This window comes from Haladaptatus ordinarius, from assembly GCF_054177595.1.
The window spans coordinates 15390-29079 of record NZ_JBPEHH010000019.1 but is presented as its reverse complement, the minus strand read 5'-3'; the positions used below and the strand labels follow the sequence as shown (position 1 = coordinate 29079).

The window sequence follows — 13690 nt, the reverse complement described above, 5'->3', positions numbered from 1 at the left end:
GTTCTCTGAACACTGTCTCACTCGGTGAAACCGTTCCGTTTGATGGAATAGTGTCAATCAGTAATTATATAGATACATCGTTCAAAGTGATGCCATGGCAGTAGAGCCGACAACACGGTCTGACGTGGACGAATCGACCCACTTGAAGACGGGGACGGGACTGGACGAGAATATCGCTGGCGCACTATCGTATCAGTTCGCACCATTGACCGGTATCATCTTCTTCCTCGTCGAGAGCAAAAACGAGTTCGTCCGATTCCACGCCGCCCAGAGCATCGTGTTTGGGGTCGGGCTATTCGCCCTGTACGTCGCCATGAGCATCTTCCAGTTCGCACTCCTGTTGATTCCACGCATCGGTGGGCTGTTTTCGCTGCTGTTCACGCTCATCTACTTCGTCGTCGGATTCCTCGCGTTCGTCACGTGGCTCTTCCTGCTGTACAAGGCGTACTTGGGTGAGACGTACGAACTGCCCGTGTTCGGAAAGCTAGCGGCCCGCATCGCGTAAATGCGTCCCGACATCTTCGTGGTCGTGGTCGTCCTTCTCGCAGGGTGTACGGGTGGTGCCGAGATGCCCGACAACGCCTCGCCCGACGGGCCGGGCGCGGACAGTGCGACCATCACCGACGACGCGACGTTCACACCGTTCGTGTTCGACAATCCTGCGACGTACACGTACGAGATACGCGACCAGCGAGAAGGTTCCGGGCAACTCGTCTGGGACGTCCAGTCCGTCGAAGGAAACCAGATAACGATACACAGCGTCTTCACGTTCGAAGGCGAGACGACGGAGAAGACGCTGACATTCGAACGCGACGACGCGCTCGCAGAAATCGGCTTTTCGCCGGGCGGCCGGTACGCGATAACGACGATGTTTTCGCCGTCGATGAGTGGCGTCTACGACAAAGACCTGCAGGGCGGCCAGACGTGGACTGCTGTGTCCGGGAAGGGGTCGATGGAGTACGACGTGACCGAGAAATGAGCCTACGCTGGCGTCGAGTGTTACGTCTCACAGATTCGAATGACCGGGAGCGTCGCCATGGAAGGCTGCTACGCCCCGGAACACGGCGTCGCCCCGTACGGAGCGTACTACGACGAGACCGGTGCCCGGATTGCGGAAGTCAAATTGATCGATTACATGCGGAAATAGACGTTTTTGGTCGATTTCGACGTTTAATTCGAGCCTCCTTTCGTGAACGGCTCCAAAAGGGAGATAACGCTGCAGGTCTCACCTTTTCTCTCAGACTGCCTGAAAGGAAACCCGTATCATGCACCGACATATCCAGCGAATAGTAGTGGCGTTCATCGTCTTCACCGTCGTTGCGACGGTTCCGCTCGCGTTCGCACTGCCGGCCGGTGCGACCGCGACGTCGATGGACGACGACGGAACTGCTCTCCGAACTATCGACACACCGGACGCGTCCGGGAGCGACCTCCACTACCCCGAGAAGCTGTTCACCTCGATGGAGTACGCCGAACTGGACGCGACGCCCGGGCCAAATACGGTTCGGAGCTACAGTCGATACGACAGTTCCAATCCCCTCGACAACGTGACGCGGGCGACGATTCACGACGCAGTCGTCGCTGACCCTGGTCTCTCCCTGTCGGCGTTGAGCACCCGCGCCGGAATTCCCCGTTCGACGGTCAGGTACCACGTTAGAATCCTCGAAGAGGAGGGGTTGATAGAGACGGCGACGGTTCGTGGTAAACGTCGCGTCTCCCCGACCGACGGTGCCGCCCCCGAACTGGCCGCGTCGCTCTCCGACGATTCGACTGCCACCCTGCTCGAAGCCGTCGCACAGGACGGCCCGGCCAGCGTCTCGGAACTCGCGGCGACGCTCGACCGTACGCCGGGAACCATCTCCTACCACTTGGATCGACTCGCGGACGACGGCCTCGTAAAGCGTGAGCGTGCGGGCAACGCCGTCGTTACGACGCTCCCCGACCACGTACGAGACGCCGTCGACGCCGACTGAGTCGGTTTCGAGAGACTGGTCACAACTTCCTTTATTTCGCCCTGAGTGCTTTCGACTGGGAACGACACCGGGGAGCGTTCCCGCCGAGAACGACGAACGCGACACACGATGGATTCATGGGTTCGATTTGTCCGCCTGTCGACGCGAAACACCACACCGTTTCCCCGGAACGCGGGTGCTCGGGAGGTGGACTCCGAAGCAGACCCTACACGAGTCGCTATCGACCGCCCTCTCGACAGCGGCCCGCCCGTCGAACGCTACCCAACGCTTCGGCCCTCCCGAGTCTCCGCGACCCGAAGGTTCCGGTTTTCCGCCCGAGACGTCCACATTGCACCGACCGTCAGTGGAAGCCAAAAGCAGTTCGTTGGTCGATTCGCCCACGGACGGCGTCTCTCGTGATGACGAGACTCCTTTTCTCGGAGGAATAGGGGAACCGACCGGCGGCGTCGGTGGAGCTAGCGAAAAGAGTTCGGTCACCGCATCGATTCGAGACCGACGTACGACCCTTCTCTGGCCGTTATCCAGCGTGTCATCAGTAGGTCACCATCCACACCTCGGGGATAGATGGTGTACTCGTCTGGTTGGTCTTCGTACCGGACCAGGGTGCCGGTCAGTTCCTGCTTCGTCGTCGATCCGTCCTGCTTCGTGCGGTAATCGATTACCATTGTCTTGGAGTTCGTCGGAATAGTCTGTTACATTGGGTATCTGTTTGTAGAGCGGGCCTATTCGTCGGAGATGTCGACGACGAGCACGGGATGCGGTGAGAGGGTGACCACTTTCTGGGAGACGCTTCCGAGGAGGTTACGTCGCGGGTCTGCGCCGTGTGTCCCCATGACGATGAGGTCCACGCCGTTTTCGTCGGCGTAGGTGCCGATTTCGTCCGCGGGATTTCCCTGTCGGAGTTCGGTCGTCGCGTCGATTCCGGCATCTTCGATTCGCGTAGCTGCGGAATCGAGTGCCTGCTCACCTTCAGCGCGGAATTCGTCGGTCACCGTCGGTATCCGGTCTTCGTCGAGCGTCAAAAACGCGCGGTCGTCGACGACGTGGAGGACGTGTACTCTCGCGTCGCGTGGCCTGGCGATTTCGAGCGCGTGCTCGATGACTGTCTCGGTGGCCTCGCTTCCGTCTGTCGGGAGCAGGATGTCGTCGTACATCTGTATCTGACTCTTCTCGACAAGGGGATAAATATCAACTATGCGGTTCTCGGAAGATGAAAACGATTCCCGGCTAGCGAAAAATTCGCATCTAGTTTCTACCCTCACCTCGAATCGACGCGTCGTTCGGCTTGTTCGGACCGGTCGGAAGCGTTCGTAGAAACGGTCGACTCCCGAAGCAGTCTCCTCGAAGTTACCGTTCTTCTCCACACCGGTCGCCAGTGGTGAAGAACTCGCCATCGCGGACGACCGCACGCTCCCCTCGACATGTGGAGGCCGGTCTGTCACTCCACGAGGGGTGACTCCAGTGCTCGCTCGGCCGTCTTCGAACGCCTAGAATCGGTCAGACGGTGGAGTTCGGCCCACCGAGGTTACGACCATCCCGGCGAACTTTCACTTTCACTCCGCTCTGGTGAACTATATACTGCTCACTTTCCAAACGTGGGGCATGAGACTGATGCGACGATTCGGGGAGTCCTCGGAGCAAGAATCTCCGTACGAGTGCAAGGGGTGTGGTGCTTCGTTCGGCGTTCAGTATCAGGTCTGTCCGGAGTGTGGGGGCTACACCATCGAGCGAGACGACTGGGACTGACGAACGATGAGTCCGTAGCCCGGTTCCACGCCGTCCGCCGCGCTGGCTCGGAACTCAAAAAACGCAGTCGCCCGTTCCACGCGCCACACCCATTCAGGCAGACAGTCGCGCGACGTCCGTTACTCGCCCGCGCTTGTCCAGACCACGTTGAGCGATACCGGCGTGAACAGGGTCAATGCCGGTGTTCACCCATCGACTCGAATCGAAACACCAGTGCGTACTCCGTCCGTCGAACGAGTCCTCGGAGCCGACTTCCGGGCGTCTCGACCCGTTCGACTCTGTGCGAGTCCGTTCGATTCCGTCTCGTCGGTGTACAACGTACTTGCTCGGGTTCGTCCGGCTCCGTCAGGCCTATTCGTGGCGGTGGTCGTGTCCGAGATAGAGCGTGAGGACGTGGAGACAGACCAACCCGACGAACAAAAGGACGACGTTTCCAGTCAGTCCATCGAGGAGCAGCGGGACGTAGAGCAGAGGGAGAGCGATGGATGACCAGAAGCAAATTTGCCGTATCGGTGCGGCGACGAACTGGTGGTTCACTGTGGCGAGGACCTTGACCCACGACAGGGATAATTATGCGGGAGCAGACACGAATACTATTGACCGATTAACCGCCTCTAACCGGTTGTTAATTCGGTGTCGGACGACCATAGAAAGTCGTTTCAACTTCGTGTAGGGTCGAAACAGCCGTTCGACGCACCGGCTCTCTTATCTTTGTCCGATATCTGGAGAATCAAAATCACCAGACTGCGGCACGTAAGACAACTCCGAAGCGGGGACAGAAACCCCGTCTCGGGAATTTCGTTCGACCGTATGACTTTCACTGGTTAATCGTCTGACAGGGGTTTATGATTTATCAGGTGGTATGTGAGACGCACACGAGTCCCGTGTCTCACGGAGGTTGTTCCCAATGAGCAAATCAGAAAACAACGCGTGGCGAACCGGAACGAATCGAACGACGTACCACACGAATCACGACTGGGCCGATTCGGAACCACTGAGTACTACGGTCATGACGGCAGTTGCCGAAGCGATGGGCGAAGATCCCTCGGAGATTGGCCCCCTGTACGAACGATTCGACCCCGACGCCCTGGATGGGTTGTTCTCACCGCGACCCGGCGGTTCGCCCCGGACGGGTGGGCACGTCGCGTTCACGTTCGAAGGGTATCACGTCTTCATCCAGAGCGACGGTCACATCGCCATCCACCCGCCAGACGAAAGAACGTAACTTTTTGTCGTTTCCGTTCCACGGAAACACAGACGCGATGATTCAACTACCGATTCGACGGTGTCCCAACTGCGGGTACATCGGCCCCGTCGGCCGGTTCAAGACGGACGAGCAGGAACTGACGTGTCCACGGTGTGGCACCGAACTCGCCGGAATCTTCGACCCACGACTCGCATGACGGAGACGCCACTCACTGCGGCTATCGAAGAGTACCTCGTCAGCATCGAGGGAGGCAACTACCGCGCGAACACCGAGTCAGTGCTCCGCCAGTGGGCAGATTGGCTCGCACGAGAGCGAAGTGTCAGACACGTTAAAAACGTGGCCGTCATCGACTGTCGTCGGTACGCCCGCCACCTCAAACGACGGGTGCGAGAGGACGACCTGAAAGCATCGACGGCCCACACCTACTACGCATACGTTCGGGCGTTTCTGGGCTTCTGTGAGGCCGACGAACTCATCTCCACGAATCCCGCCGCCGTCGCTCGTGCGCAGGCCGAACTCCCCGAGGACAACGGCGACACGAATCGCCAGTTCTGGTCGGAACGCGACCGGAAGGCAATCCTCGCGTTCATGGACCGGCGAGTCGAACAGGCGTTGGACGACGACGGCGACGTCTCGCGCGAACGAGCGTACCGTGACCGTGCGCTCGTCCGCCTGCTCGCGCTCTCGGGCGTGCGCGGCGCGGAGGTGTTCCGCGACGCCGGTGACGAGAAGCGAACCGGCATCACGTGGGACGACGTGGACATCGAGGGCGGTGCGGTTCGCGTCTTCGGCAAGTCACGGGAGTACGAGTACGCCCAACTCCCCCGCAAAGCCGCCGAGGCGCTGGAACGCTACCGTCGGGTGTCGGAGCCACCGACACCACGATTTCCGGTGTTTCCGACCGACCACGCACCCTCGAAGTATCGGGCCGCACGCGAGCAATTACGGGACGAGTACGACGACGACCACGTCGAGAAACTGTTGGAGGAAAACGACATCGACGACGTGGTCCGCGAGCACGAGATCGTCGTTCCGGCGATATCGACCCGCGGCGCGCGCAACCTCATGAAACGTCTCTGCGAGGAGGCCGGACTGGACATCGACGGCGAGTACCTGAAACCCCACGGCGCACGACGCGGCCTGGGACACCAACTCTATAGCGCGGGCCACGCCGAACTCGCACAGTCTGCGCTCCGTCACGCCTCCATCTCGACGACCCACGAGAGCTATTCGAACATCCAGGCGAGCGAGACCGCAGACCGCGTAGACGACGTTCTGGAGGACTGACCGTCGAAATCGGCACCCGAAGCTCTCGAACGGACCCCAACCACGTAGGGAGAGAACCCTTATTACTCACGTCCTAGGTTAGCGGTATGAGTGCTCCAGACTCGCTCACCGGACGGTCGGACTCGCTTTCGACCGCGTTCGACGCGCTCTCGAACGAGCATCGACGACGCATCCTCTTCGAACTCCTGGCGGAGAACCCCCAGGAGTTCGACGTCGCGATTCCACAGGAGACCGACGAAGAATCGCGGCGAAACGCCGAACTGATGCTCACCAACGTCCACTTGCCGAAGTTGGAAGATTACGGTTACGTAGAGTGGGACAGAGAGGCCGGCGAGGTAACGAAAGGGGCTCAGTTCGACGATGCCCGATTCGCCCTCGAACTCGTTTCGACGGGCGTACCAGAACCCCTTTTCTCGCGTAGTCGCTAGCCTCGGGTGATGACCGAACCGACGCGCGGAATTCCCCGCCGCGAATTCATGAAGGCAGCCGTCGCCATCGGCGGGTCGGCGGCGCTGTCGGCGTGTCTCGACCGGGGTGGAGCGCCCGACGTGAAACGGGGGCCGGACGACCCATCGACATTGCCAGAGCGCCAGCACGCGTGGAATCAGTTCCTCGCCACGGACGACCACGGCAACGACGTGGCTCCCCGACATCACGTCCTCCTCTTTCTGAACTACGCCGGGGCTGGCGCTACGCCGACCGATTCGGAGCGACGGACGGTCGAGGAAGCGTTCCTGAGTCTCGAACGCGCCTATCGCCGGAGTCACGACGGATTGCTCTTTACCGTCGGTTACTCGCCGTCGTACTTCGAACGATTCGATAACGGCGGTAGCGACGTCCTGCCGAAACCGAAGGCACTCGCCCCCTTCGAAGACCCGAAACTGGACGACCAGGACGCCGTCGTCCACCTCGCCAGCGACCACGCACAACTCGTGCTGGCGGCCGAAGAGGCACTGCTCGGCAACCGTGACGAGTTGAACGGCGTTGACGTGACCGGTCTCGCCGACGTCTTCGAGAAAGCCGACCGCCGGACCGGATTCGTCGGCGACGGGCTTCCCGCCGACAACCAGGACGTGTCCGGCATCCCCGACTCGAACCCCGTCCCCGAGGAGTCGCCGCTGTACATGGGCTTCAAATCGGGCTTCCGAAAGAACCAGGCGACCGAAGACCGCGTCACGATTCGGGACGGACCGTTCACGGGCGGGACGACCCAGCACGTCTCTCGGATTCATCTCCACCTCGACCAGTGGTACGAACAGGATAGCCGCGACCAGCGCGTCGCCAAGATGTTCTGCCCGGTGCACGCCGAAAAGGACATGGTCGACGGCGCGGGCGACAACCTCGGCGATTCGAGCGAGATGAACGACGACTGTATCGAACAGGTGGAAGCACACGCTCGCAAGCGCGGCATGGTCGGCCACTCACAGAAATCCGCCGGCGCACGCGAAGACGACGCACCGATCATCCTCCGCCGGGACTTCGATTCCACCGACGGTGGCGAGGCCGGACTCCACTTCGTCGCCGTTCAGCGGACGATTCGTGATTTCGAGACGACCCGCGAGGCGATGAACGGCACCGACCTCGCCGGAAACTCGTCCGTCGGCCAGCGCGTCAACAACGGCATTCTCCAGTACATGACCGTCGAACGACGCGGGAACTTCTTGCTCCCACCACGTTCTCGCCGTTCCCTGCCGACAGTGCGTCCATAACGGGGATTCGGACGGTCCGATCGCCGACTTCTCACCGGGTTCGTCCACGGTAGTAGTGGAGCAGCGCGAACGCGACCACTCCCGCGACGATTCCCGCCGGAATCCCGACGACCAGGGAGGGCCAGATGCGCTCACGGAGGACTTCCGTCACGAGTGCGCCGACGACGAGAAACGATACGAGCGCAAAACCGACTTCGACGAGGACATCTCTGACGTTCACGGGCGTCGCAACTCACCGGAAGGCAGTAAGATTTCTGGCGCACGCGAATAAAAAGGTCGAACGAACCGAACGTTCCGTCGACCGCTCGACAGCTCGATTATAAGACCAGTCGTAGACTTTTGCTAGAGTCGTCCTTGCTCCCGTCGTCTTGCCGCTGGTCGTCGGTGTTGGTCGCGCTCGATTCGGCGACCTGCACGTTCTCGTTGACCTGGTAGTTGGCCTGCTCTGCGTTGGCGGATCCGTCGTTATCGGCGTAGGCGACCGCGCTGTTCTGCTCGTTGACTTTCAGCTGTTCGACGTACTACACCTGCGTGATGTTGGCAGCAGCGTACTGTTCGTTGACCTGCTCGTCACCGTCGTCGTAGCTGACCGCCCACGAACTGTCGCCATTCACGTCCGTTCCGTCCATCACTGCGGTGGCCTCGTAACTACCGTCTTTGACGTTCACAGCGCTCGATTCCGCGATTTGTGTATTGAAGTTCGCCTGGTAGCTGACCTGCGTGGACGTCGCCACACTGCAGTCGAGAGCGACGGCGATCGCCGCGTTCTGCATGTTGATGTTCTGCATGTTGATGTTCTGCTGGCTGACGTCCTGGAACTGGCTGATGTTCGCCGACGCAGTCTGTGAGTTCGACTGAGTGCCGTCGTCGCTCGTCCGCTTCACGTCTGAGTCGGAGAAGTCACCCTGCGTGTCGGCGGACGCCGTGACCTCCTCGACCGACTGCGGGTCGAAGTTGATCGCGGTGGCCTTGCCGACCTGCTCGTTCACGCTGTACTGACAGCTCACCTGCTACGCTTTGGCGACGCTGCCCTCGCCGACCGCGATGGCGACTGCGACCCCCTGTTCGTTGACGTTCAACTGGGAGATGTTCTGGTACTGCCAGACGCTCGAATTGGCGCTCTGGGAGTCGCCATCACCCACGTTCGTGGCAGCCGCTTCGCCGTGCTGGACGTTCTCGTTCGTCTGGTAGCTTCGCTGGTACGCCCGAGCGTAGCTTCCGCCCTCCGCGATGGCGACAGCCGTGCTCTGGTTGTTGTAGTTCAGCTGGTCGACGTCCTGATACTGGTCGACGTTCGCGTCCGCAGACTGCTCGCTCTCGTAGGAGTCGTCGCTGACGACCCAGCCGGAGAACTCACGCGAACCGGTCTCGCCCGCGAAGACGATGTAAACGTTCTTCACGTCTTTGAACGTCTTCTCCTTCGTTTCCTTCTTCACGTTCACGGACTCTGCGACACCCGTCTGGGTGTTCGTGTTGTCCTGGTAGGTGTGCTGTATCGCCTCAGCCTTCCCACCATCGATAGATATCGCGACCGCGTTTCCTTGCTGGTTGACGTTCAACTGCTGAACGTCCTGATACTGTATCACCTGCGAAGAAGACTCCTGTGAACTCGCCTGAGCTCACTCTTCGTGGTTCTCGACCCACGTTTCGAGGTCGGTAGAAGACGTGTCCGCCCCGAAGACGATGTACACGTCGTCACCGTTCGCCTGAACCGCGCTGTCGTCTTCTCCCGCTAGCGTGCCATCGAGGGACGCCGCGTTCACCAGTCCGACACTCATCGCCGACAGGACGAGCAACGCTGCGAGGACTACGCTACGTCTCGTCTTAGATTTCCACACCATTCTATCACCGGGTTCGAATCTTCGTTACGATTTGAATCCTCGTTTGTTACTCTGGCAATTTGCCGCAACTTGGTCTAAACCCGGTATTTACCTTTGTTATTGACAGTTTGAAAATTGACAGCTGGTGGCTATCGATGTGGTAGACGGTCTCTAACGGTCGATAGTCCATCACGAAGTTCGTGTACCGAACCGCCGCTCGAACCCGTTATAACTGCAGTCTATCGCCATTTATCGAATCGGCAGTCGTGAAAGTACGTCAACAGATAGTTTTGACTCGGCTTATCCAAATTCCGTGACAAATGTGAAAAGACGAGTCGATAGAGGAGAGATCTTAACCTCGGGGTAGATAATCGAACACTGACACGACGGCGAACGAGGCTCTCCTGAGACTCGCGTTCCGGCGGCACTCGGGGCGTGAGGTGACGACTCGTGTCACGAGAGGGCAGTCGCTCTCCGCGACGGTCACTGCAACGCCCGTGTGTACCCACGCGGTCGTCGGAAGACCCGGTTCCCAGGATAGCAAGAACAGTCACCACGTCCGAAAACCTACGAGGTCCGTGGTCACCGTCCAACGACGGAGAGCGGTTACGTCTCCCCACGACGGACCGTGCGCAATCGACGGGGAGTCCGGCAACTCCCGGTGAAATTCAGTACGACTGTCGTCCGAAGGTCGGTACGACTGCACTGGCGGTGAACGCTGCCAGCGTCTTTGCAGACCTACCGTAAGTCGATGGTACCCTATAGTAGTCGATGGTACAGTTACAACGGCGCCCACGGCGGTTCGCCGACCTGGTCTATCTGTTCGCCTTCCGGATACCTAATGAACCCGTCGTCCTGACACCCGCCCCCGTACCGTTCGATGTGCCAGACAACGTTCTCTTCGCCCTGTGAGCAGTCTCCGGCCGCGATGCTGGTGGTCGTAGCGCCTGCACCGAAGAGAACGCCCGCGACGACGCCGAGCGACAGAAATGCCACCAACCCGAGGACGACGAGTTGACGAGTCGCGTTCTTTCGCCGACGACTATTCGTTCCATGTCGGGTCGTCCCCCGCTCTCTCCGCCAGTTTTCCCCCCGTTCGGTCATATGCTCTCTCGGCGCGAGAGATGGGACACTCGGCCTTTGTTATTCGGCGACCAGCGAGGACATAATCAAGGTTACCGACTGCGACCTGAACGGTAGTCATCGGAACTCGACGCCAGCGCTCGAACAGACGCGGACGTACCGAATCGTCCCGAGTGGGTCTGTACTTCGTCGTCCACGGGTTTCTCACAGCGTATGTTTCGTTACCGGTGACCGTGGCGTCTCTCGCCGAGCGTCGTCATCTTAAGGAGTCGTTCACTGTCACCGCTCGGTGAGTCGTCGGTGTCAGTCGAGAAGTGCCACCAGGTCGGCTACATCGTGGTTTTCCAACTGGAGCACCGTCTCGACTATCTCCTCTCGTCGCTGCTCGTCGTATCGCGTCTCTGCCATCCGGTCGAACTTCGATTCGACCTGCTCCCACGACATCGAGTTGTTCGGGTGCCCCTCGAAATCGTCTTTCTCGACCTGGTACGTCGTCCCGTCGGCCAGCATCACCTCGATGACCGCCGGCATCTCGCCCGCTTCGAAGCGTTCGGTCAACGCTTCGTCTTCTTCCACGTCGACGGTACGCAGGAGGTCCTGTACGTCCTCCCGTCGGATTCGCTCGGGGTCGTACTGTGCGTTCGTCATCTCCCGGTCGATGAGCGCGGCGGCGAGCATGTACGGCAGGGAGTGGTCGGCCTGTGCTTTCGTCTCGACTTCGTACCGTGACCCTTCGCCGCCGCCGATGATGAGTTTCGCTCCCGCGAACGTGTCGAGGTGGATGGATTCCACGTCGTCGGGGTTGACGTCTTCCCGGTTGGCCAACTCGATGATACCTTCGACCGCAGACTGGGCGTACGTCTCCGCGACGTACTTTTTCGTCATCACGTCGTGGACGTGCTCGCCCGGCGAGTAGTCCACCTCGAAGTCGCCGGAGACGATGTGTTTCCACCCCTTCTGCCCCTCGAAGAGGTTCGTCGGGCCTTCGACGCCGTTTTTCGCCAGCATCGCGGAGTAGACGGCGTTCCGGGCCGCGTTCGCGGAGGCCAGTCCCTTCCACTCCGTGATACCCTCGGTTCGTGTCACCCGGAGTGCGTTGTGTGCGGTGCCAGCGATACCGACCGCGGACCGGGTTTCCTCGCGGTCCAGCCCCAGCAGTTTCGCAGCACCCGCCGTCGCCGAGACGACCGTGTGGGTGACGTGGTCCCACCCTCTGTCCCGGACGGGGGCGTTCCACGCGAGTTCTCCCTGTACTTCGTAGGCGATTCCGACACCAGCCAGCAGTTCTTCTCCGGAGCGGTCTGTGTACTCTCCACACGCTATCGTCGCTGCGATGTTGTCGCTCGGGTGTGGCGTCTCGCCGGGCGCGAGAAACGAATCCATGTAATCGAGGTAGCGGACGTACGCCGTGTTCAGCATCGTCGCGTCCGGTGGTGAGCCAGTGCCGCCCCCCCAGAGCGTACAGTCGCCCTCGCCCAGTTCTTCGACCGTCGCGCGAACGTCCTCGACCGGTCTCTCCCCCATCGCCCCCACGGCGATTCCTATCGCGTCGAGGATTCGCTTTTTCAGTTCGTCTACCGTATCTGCAGACAGGTCGTCGAACTCCGTCTCCGTGACGAAGTCCGCTATCTCGGCAGTCGTCGTCATGCTACCTGCCTGCAACGGGAACGACCAAAAGCACCGACGGGCGTTCAACGCCGTTCGAGGAGGAAACTCCGCCTTACTCCGCTGACCAGAGGCACCCGGCTTCCTCGCCCCCGGTCTCGCCATCGCGGGTTCCGTCCTCGTGGTCGTCCAGCCACGCGAACGCGAACAGTCGACGTGCCGGAAGGCGCGTCAGTTCGCGCCCGTCGTCGCTCTCGCCCCGCGCTCCGTGCCACCGCGTGCCGTCGCCCAGGAAGTACGGCCCCTCGTTGTGTTCGAACGCGAATCCCTGGTGCTCGAAGGCGTGGATTCCCTCTGCGGCGAAAACGACCACTTCGCGGTCACCGACGGTCGCTGTCACGACGTTCCCGGCCTGCTCGACGTGCGCGAGGGGGAAGCCGAGTGCGTCGCCGCCCGACTCCAGTCCGAGAACGACCGCTTTCGGGCCGATGTCCTCGCGGTGCCACTCGCGGGAGTCGCCGCCCCGATGGGCGGACAGGCCGAACCCGTCGCGTTCGAAGTACGCCCGGTACGGTTCGACGTCGTAGTCGATCGGCTCCGGTTCGTCGCCCGGTCCGCTCGCTTCGCTCTCGCCGCCCGGCGGTCGGAGGACAATACCGTCGGGATGGCGTTCCCGGAACTGCTCCCAGGGGAGGAGTGCGGCGGGGAGGACGTCGAGCGATTTCCCACGGCGTTTTCCCGCAATCGCCTCGCCACTCGACTGTTTCCACTCGCTTTCTGTCTCGCGGTCGTACATCACCAGGTCGTCGTCGGCGAGTTTGCCAGAGACGCCGAACGTGAGCGTCTCGTCACCGACCTCGCGCGAGTAGACGACCGCACTGCCACAGAGCGGACACCACGTCACCGCGATTGGCCCGTCCACCTCGTCGTTTACGATTTCGTGATAGTGGAGATATCGAATGGGATAGGCCCGCGCTGACCTGTCTTCGGGCTCGAAGACGACGACGAGGTCGTCCGGATCGCCCTCGTATCTCTCCCCGAACTCCGGGTCGTCGACGCTCGGGATGGCGTCTCTCGGAACGACCTGTCTGACGTTCATCGACCGTCGGTTCGGACTCCGAGTGGAAAAGTCGATTGAAACGAAGGACGTTCTCGACGACCGTCCGTGACCCGTTCGGGTACGAGCCTCGGGTCGAGCGAGGGGTGGTTTCGAACGCTGTGGTCGGTCTCGTCGAACTCACCCGTGAATCGTCGTGACGC

At 60.8% G+C, this 13690-nt stretch carries 21 protein-coding genes; 11 read left to right on the top strand and 10 right to left on the bottom strand.

Going from position 1 to position 13690, the window contains the following annotated elements; translation table 11 throughout:
• Positions 1-94: 94 nt before the first annotated feature.
• The 5 genes from ACR3FF_RS08995 (at position 95) to ACR3FF_RS08975 (ending at position 2372) form a co-directional block, all read left to right on the top strand.
• Positions 95-505 carry a DUF4870 domain-containing protein gene (locus ACR3FF_RS08995; protein WP_458187659.1) on the top strand — a complete coding sequence of 137 codons (411 nt, stop codon included), beginning with the start codon at positions 95-97 and terminating at the stop codon, positions 503-505.
• Positions 506-979, top strand: a complete 474-nt coding sequence (locus ACR3FF_RS08990) for a hypothetical protein (protein ID WP_458187658.1) — start codon at positions 506-508, stop codon at positions 977-979.
• A gap of 39 nt (positions 980-1018) precedes the next feature.
• Complete coding sequence (locus tag ACR3FF_RS08985) at positions 1019-1147, top strand: hypothetical protein (protein WP_458187657.1); 129 nt, start codon at positions 1019-1021, stop codon at positions 1145-1147.
• Positions 1148-1265: 118 nt separating this feature from the next.
• Positions 1266-1973 (top strand): winged helix-turn-helix transcriptional regulator, encoded by a 708-nt coding sequence (locus ACR3FF_RS08980; RefSeq protein WP_458187656.1) that lies wholly within the window; start codon positions 1266-1268, stop codon positions 1971-1973.
• Positions 1974-2081: 108 nt separating this feature from the next.
• Positions 2082-2372, top strand: coding sequence for a hypothetical protein (locus ACR3FF_RS08975; RefSeq protein WP_458187655.1), 291 nt, complete (start codon positions 2082-2084; stop codon positions 2370-2372).
• 74 nt (positions 2373-2446) lie between these two features.
• Here the strand turns inward: ACR3FF_RS08975 and ACR3FF_RS08970 are convergent, their stop codons facing one another.
• Entirely contained in the window at positions 2447-2638 is a 192-nt protein-coding gene (locus tag ACR3FF_RS08970) for a DUF7511 domain-containing protein (RefSeq protein ID WP_458187654.1), read from the bottom strand.
• Between the two features lie 57 nt (positions 2639-2695).
• Positions 2696-3127: a universal stress protein gene (locus ACR3FF_RS08965; protein WP_458187653.1), complete on the bottom strand. Its 432-nt coding sequence runs from the start codon at positions 3125-3127 to the stop codon at positions 2696-2698.
• A 457-nt stretch (positions 3128-3584) separates the two neighbouring features.
• Between ACR3FF_RS08965 and ACR3FF_RS08960 the strand changes: the two genes are divergently transcribed.
• Positions 3585-3719, top strand: coding sequence for a hypothetical protein (locus tag ACR3FF_RS08960; RefSeq protein WP_458187652.1), 135 nt, complete (start codon positions 3585-3587; stop codon positions 3717-3719).
• A 351-nt stretch (positions 3720-4070) separates the two neighbouring features.
• Here the strand turns inward: ACR3FF_RS08960 and ACR3FF_RS08955 are convergent, their stop codons facing one another.
• Entirely contained in the window at positions 4071-4256 is a 186-nt protein-coding gene (locus tag ACR3FF_RS08955) for a DUF8028 family protein (RefSeq protein ID WP_458187651.1), read from the bottom strand.
• 370 nt (positions 4257-4626) lie between these two features.
• Between ACR3FF_RS08955 and ACR3FF_RS08950 the strand changes: the two genes are divergently transcribed.
• The 5 genes from ACR3FF_RS08950 (at position 4627) to ACR3FF_RS08930 (ending at position 7922) form a co-directional block, all read left to right on the top strand.
• Positions 4627-4944: a HalOD1 output domain-containing protein gene (locus ACR3FF_RS08950; protein WP_458187650.1), complete on the top strand. Its 318-nt coding sequence runs from the start codon at positions 4627-4629 to the stop codon at positions 4942-4944.
• A 37-nt stretch (positions 4945-4981) separates the two neighbouring features.
• Positions 4982-5122 (top strand): hypothetical protein, encoded by a 141-nt coding sequence (locus ACR3FF_RS08945; RefSeq protein WP_458187649.1) that lies wholly within the window; start codon positions 4982-4984, stop codon positions 5120-5122.
• Positions 5119-6213: a tyrosine-type recombinase/integrase gene (locus tag ACR3FF_RS08940; RefSeq protein ID WP_458187648.1), complete on the top strand. Its 1095-nt coding sequence runs from the start codon at positions 5119-5121 to the stop codon at positions 6211-6213. The genes ACR3FF_RS08945 and ACR3FF_RS08940 overlap by 4 nt, the downstream gene beginning before the upstream one ends.
• 86 nt (positions 6214-6299) lie before the next feature.
• Positions 6300-6641, top strand: a complete 342-nt coding sequence (locus tag ACR3FF_RS08935; RefSeq protein ID WP_458187647.1) for a DUF7344 domain-containing protein — start codon at positions 6300-6302, stop codon at positions 6639-6641.
• A gap of 9 nt (positions 6642-6650) precedes the next feature.
• Positions 6651-7922 (top strand): DUF7405 family protein, encoded by a 1272-nt coding sequence (locus ACR3FF_RS08930; RefSeq protein WP_458187646.1) that lies wholly within the window; start codon positions 6651-6653, stop codon positions 7920-7922.
• Positions 7923-7953: 31 nt separating this feature from the next.
• Here the strand turns inward: ACR3FF_RS08930 and ACR3FF_RS08925 are convergent, their stop codons facing one another.
• The 7 genes from ACR3FF_RS08925 to ACR3FF_RS08895 all read right to left on the bottom strand — a co-directional run bounded on the left by ACR3FF_RS08925 (position 7954) and on the right by ACR3FF_RS08895 (position 13529).
• Positions 7954-8142, bottom strand: coding sequence for a DUF8147 domain-containing protein (locus ACR3FF_RS08925; protein WP_458187645.1), 189 nt, complete (start codon positions 8140-8142; stop codon positions 7954-7956).
• A gap of 301 nt (positions 8143-8443) precedes the next feature.
• On the bottom strand, positions 8444-8929 hold the full coding sequence (locus tag ACR3FF_RS08920) for a hypothetical protein (RefSeq protein ID WP_458187644.1): 486 nt from the start codon (positions 8927-8929) through the stop codon (positions 8444-8446).
• A 3-nt stretch (positions 8930-8932) separates the two neighbouring features.
• Positions 8933-9508, bottom strand: coding sequence for a hypothetical protein (locus ACR3FF_RS08915; RefSeq protein ID WP_458187643.1), 576 nt, complete (start codon positions 9506-9508; stop codon positions 8933-8935).
• A gap of 33 nt (positions 9509-9541) precedes the next feature.
• Positions 9542-9763, bottom strand: coding sequence for a hypothetical protein (locus ACR3FF_RS08910; protein WP_458187642.1), 222 nt, complete (start codon positions 9761-9763; stop codon positions 9542-9544).
• 759 nt (positions 9764-10522) lie between these two features.
• A complete protein-coding gene (locus tag ACR3FF_RS08905; protein ID WP_458187641.1) occupies positions 10523-10846 on the bottom strand; it encodes a hypothetical protein in 324 nt (107 codons plus the stop codon).
• Between the two features lie 282 nt (positions 10847-11128).
• Entirely contained in the window at positions 11129-12472 is a 1344-nt protein-coding gene (locus tag ACR3FF_RS08900) for an MmgE/PrpD family protein (RefSeq protein WP_458187640.1), read from the bottom strand.
• A gap of 73 nt (positions 12473-12545) precedes the next feature.
• Positions 12546-13529 carry a DUF3179 domain-containing protein gene (locus ACR3FF_RS08895; RefSeq protein ID WP_458187639.1) on the bottom strand — a complete coding sequence of 328 codons (984 nt, stop codon included), beginning with the start codon at positions 13527-13529 and terminating at the stop codon, positions 12546-12548.
• Between the last annotated feature and the right edge of the window lie 161 nt (positions 13530-13690).